The sequence below is a fragment of the Endozoicomonas sp. SESOKO2 genome (assembly GCF_024606245.1).
In the GTDB taxonomy this organism is placed as follows: Bacteria; Pseudomonadota; Gammaproteobacteria; order Pseudomonadales; family Endozoicomonadaceae; genus Endozoicomonas_A.
The window spans coordinates 1-3,259 of record NZ_JAHHPQ010000436.1 but is presented as its reverse complement, the minus strand read 5'-3'; the positions used below and the strand labels follow the sequence as shown (position 1 = coordinate 3,259).

At 45.6% G+C, this 3,259-nt stretch carries 3 protein-coding genes; all 3 read right to left on the bottom strand.

Annotated features, from left to right (window positions below; translation table 11 throughout):
- Positions 1–76: 76 nt before the first annotated feature.
- Positions 77–688 (bottom strand): acyloxyacyl hydrolase, encoded by a 612-nt coding sequence (locus tag KDK17_RS09870; protein ID WP_257254123.1) that lies wholly within the window; start codon positions 686–688, stop codon positions 77–79.
- 345 nt (positions 689–1,033) lie between these two features.
- Positions 1,034–2,323: a capsule biosynthesis protein gene (locus tag KDK17_RS09865; RefSeq protein ID WP_257254122.1), complete on the bottom strand. Its 1,290-nt coding sequence runs from the start codon at positions 2,321–2,323 to the stop codon at positions 1,034–1,036.
- Between the two features lie 361 nt (positions 2,324–2,684).
- Positions 2,685–3,095, bottom strand: a complete 411-nt coding sequence (locus KDK17_RS09860; RefSeq protein ID WP_257254121.1) for a DUF86 domain-containing protein — start codon at positions 3,093–3,095, stop codon at positions 2,685–2,687.
- Positions 3,096–3,259 lie beyond the last annotated feature (164 nt).

Below are 3,259 nucleotides of genomic sequence, written 5' to 3'. Positions count from 1 at the left end.
CTCAATTTCTTGCAATCCTCGCTACGGACGCTTAAGTCCGACAGGCTGCTAGACCAGAATATCGGCGACTCACTGATTACCACTTATAGCCGAATGTCGCCAAATGAAAGTCAATGGATTCATTCATGCTGTGCAGACCGGCGTTAGAGTAATGAAACCAGCCATAGCTGAGTTCAAATTGCTGCTTGGAACCAAATTCAATACCTGCCATGACCCGGATCTCGAATTGCGAGTGACCGCCCATATTGATGGGTGATTTCTTCTCTTTCTCCAGGTCCTGTTCAGACAGGTAGGCAGCTCCCACCCCAAGATCTATAAACGGACGGACACTGGCCTTGGGCAGAAATGCCATTCTTAATACCGGTGAAAAACTGATAGCTGTGACTTTGTCTTTGCCATCAGGGCTAGGGTTGTCGCTGGCTGTGAGATTACTTTTCCATGAACTGGCAGCCAGTTCAAAATAGCTGCTGAGCACCATGTTATCAGACTGATAAAAGCCCTTCTTCCAGTCCCAGGTGATGCCCAGACGCAGATTGGTGAAATCTGCTGAACGACTCGAAACAAGATCAAGGTACTGGCCGTAGCTAACGTTGATACTATCTGGAACAAAATCTTCTGCGTGAGCACTCTGTGTCTGGATCAGCAGCGTAGCTGATAAGCAGAGGCTGGCAATAGCTCTCTTCATCATACTTCCCCCGAAAAATATCATCCTTGTGGTTTCCACGCATTAGCTATCGGCCGGCGAGATTGAAACTTTATGGAAAATTTTTGATGGCTTATTGCGGGGGGGCTGAGATGAGAGAGTAGGGCTAAAATCCTCTGCGCATTGGTTACGCAGACTTGTCTGTAGTAACTTGTTTGTTGTAAAGAGTAGCTCTTCCAAAACTGTTCTCAACTTGCTTGGCATTTCAAGTGACTAACAGGAACCTCCTACCGATATTAGGTAGAAGAGGACGTCAGGCAGAGGTGTATACAAACAGTAGGAGAGCCATTAAATTAACATGGCTGCACGGGTCGGGTGGGCAGTGCAGACCTATGCAGCGCCGCTGTATGAGGATCGCAGGGATTCGGCTTGTTCAGGAATCAGGCAGGGGTCTTGCTCTGATGGTCGAAATGTTGAAGTGGGTTTAAGACGTTTTTCGTAAAAGCTCAGACTGTTATTACAGGTGAGCGTTAAGTATTTGAAAAAGCTACCATTGATTTGGGTTTTCTGAAAAAGGCAGGAATGAAGTTGTTTGAATAGATGACGGTCAACAGGCTCGGGATTTTTCCAGAATGACTCCAGTGATCCCTGATGGGTAATACCCTCGATATCATATAAGGCTCGCCCCATGACCTTGGTAGGCAGATGATGCAGAAGGGCAGAGATTCCAACTGAACTGTTAACGGTCACTACGCCACAGGTATGTCGATATAAATCGGGTAATGGGATGTCGTGGCAGTAGAGCACTCTGTCCTGAATGCCCAGATTGGTTGCCAAGTCTTCAATAAACTGTCCATATTCTGTGTAGCCCCGATCCATTGGGTGGTGTTTAAAGCACAGAACCTTATTTGAATCTGCATGCTTCCAGAAAGAGACCATGACTTCCTGAATAAAAGCTTTGACCGACTCATAAGGTGAGTGGAAAATCATTTGGGAGTCGTCGTGGACTTGCAACGGGACCAGATAGAATCTCTGATCAAACTCATTGTCCAGACGAAATTGCATTTGCCTGTCGTAACTTTTAAAAAGCCACTTTCTGACAAAACCTCTCAACCAGTAAAAGCCTTCTTTGACCGGATGAGTCGCCCTGTGATGCCTGTACTGAGAAAATTCACCCTTTGAGAAAAAACTGGCCCAATAATAAAGAGCAGCGTAGCCAGTCCTTTGCCTCATGGTACCGCCGATTGTCTGGATGGATTTAGCAGAGCATAGCATTGCTTTTTCCAGGCTCTCATGGCTGAGATCCATCTGACTCAATGCGTTAACACCTCCCGACTCCAGTGTGATGGTATCAGGTCTTAGGTAACCTTCTTCGAAGACACAAAATTGGACCCCCAACGCATCACAGACGGGTTTTGCAGTTCTGTGATAATAACGGCAATCGCCAAGGAGAAAGACGGCTTCAATACGATGTTCAGTGAGGTACCGTTCAAGAAAATCAGCCCAATCAGCGGGCTTGCCATTGTAATGGGTCTGAACATTAGCCCATGAAAAAAGCCGGTCACCGCCATTAAAGTTGATTTTGTGGGTGGTGTAACCCGCTCTGGAAAAGGTACGTGCCAACCGCTTGAAAAACGGTCCAAGTGGGCCCTGAAGAAAAAGTACGGCAGATTCAGTCATATGCTAACCCCGGCCCTTTTGTATGACCCGAGTCGTTTATAAACGGTTGTGTATTGTGCAGATCCTAGCATAAGGCAGTCTAAAAATATAATACAATGTGATTAAATCGCTGTTGAAGCGAGCTGGCTTGGAGGTTTAATATGATTGCCTCAAACAATACTACGTTCTGATTTGGAAAGACTATACGTATAGGACGTTTTGGTGATTAAACTCACCTCAACCGTTGATCCTCAGATGGCTAAACAAGCTGAAGTTTATGCAGTCGTTCAACAAAAGAGCCTTTCCAGATGAGTAGAAAATTTTCTGAAATCACCGCCAACGTCGGAAGAGGGCGAAGAGGTGAAATTGCAAGCTGTAGTTGTCACTGAATATTCTTCATCGTTTCTTCAGCAAAGAGCTTGATCTCTTGCACATGCTTCACAATAACGGCTTTGAGAATATCAATATTTAGTTTCTGGTACTCATGAAAAGCAATATTCCTGAATCCGATCATCTTCATCATGCTATCTGCCAGTTTGACAGACACATAACCATGATCTGACAATAGGGAAAACGAGTCCCGACTTCCCTGAGGGATACCCAGCTGCTTCAAGCGAATTACCCGGTTTGCCAGGTCTGTTGCGGCCTGTGATGCCCGCTGGATATTTAAAATAATGGAGTCCTGACGGGTGAAATTCGTCGTCAGTTCATCTTCGTGTCCGACGTACTCTTCTTCGATACGGCCGAGGCAGCGCTGAATAATGCTGTATTTATTCAGAATCACATCATCCATTTTTAAGCCTGCTCAATAAATCATTAATAATCTCGCGGCGTTCTTCCTGAAGCTGCTGATATTTAGAAACAACATGGGTTTCGAACAGGTCATGCCATTTCATCTATCCTGACTAGCAGCCTGTCGGACTTAAGCGTCCGTAGCGAGGATTGCAAGAAATTGAG

What these genes read in the sequence shown, in the direction of transcription:
- KDK17_RS09870 (WP_257254123.1), bottom strand. Translation starts at nt 688, where the DNA reads ATGATGAAGAGAGCTATTGCCAGCCTCTGCTTATCAGCTACGCTGCTG.
- KDK17_RS09865 (WP_257254122.1), bottom strand. Translation starts at nt 2,323, where the DNA reads ATGACTGAATCTGCCGTACTTTTTCTTCAGGGCCCACTTGGACCGTTT.
- KDK17_RS09860 (WP_257254121.1), bottom strand. Translation starts at nt 3,095, where the DNA reads ATGGATGATGTGATTCTGAATAAATACAGCATTATTCAGCGCTGCCTC.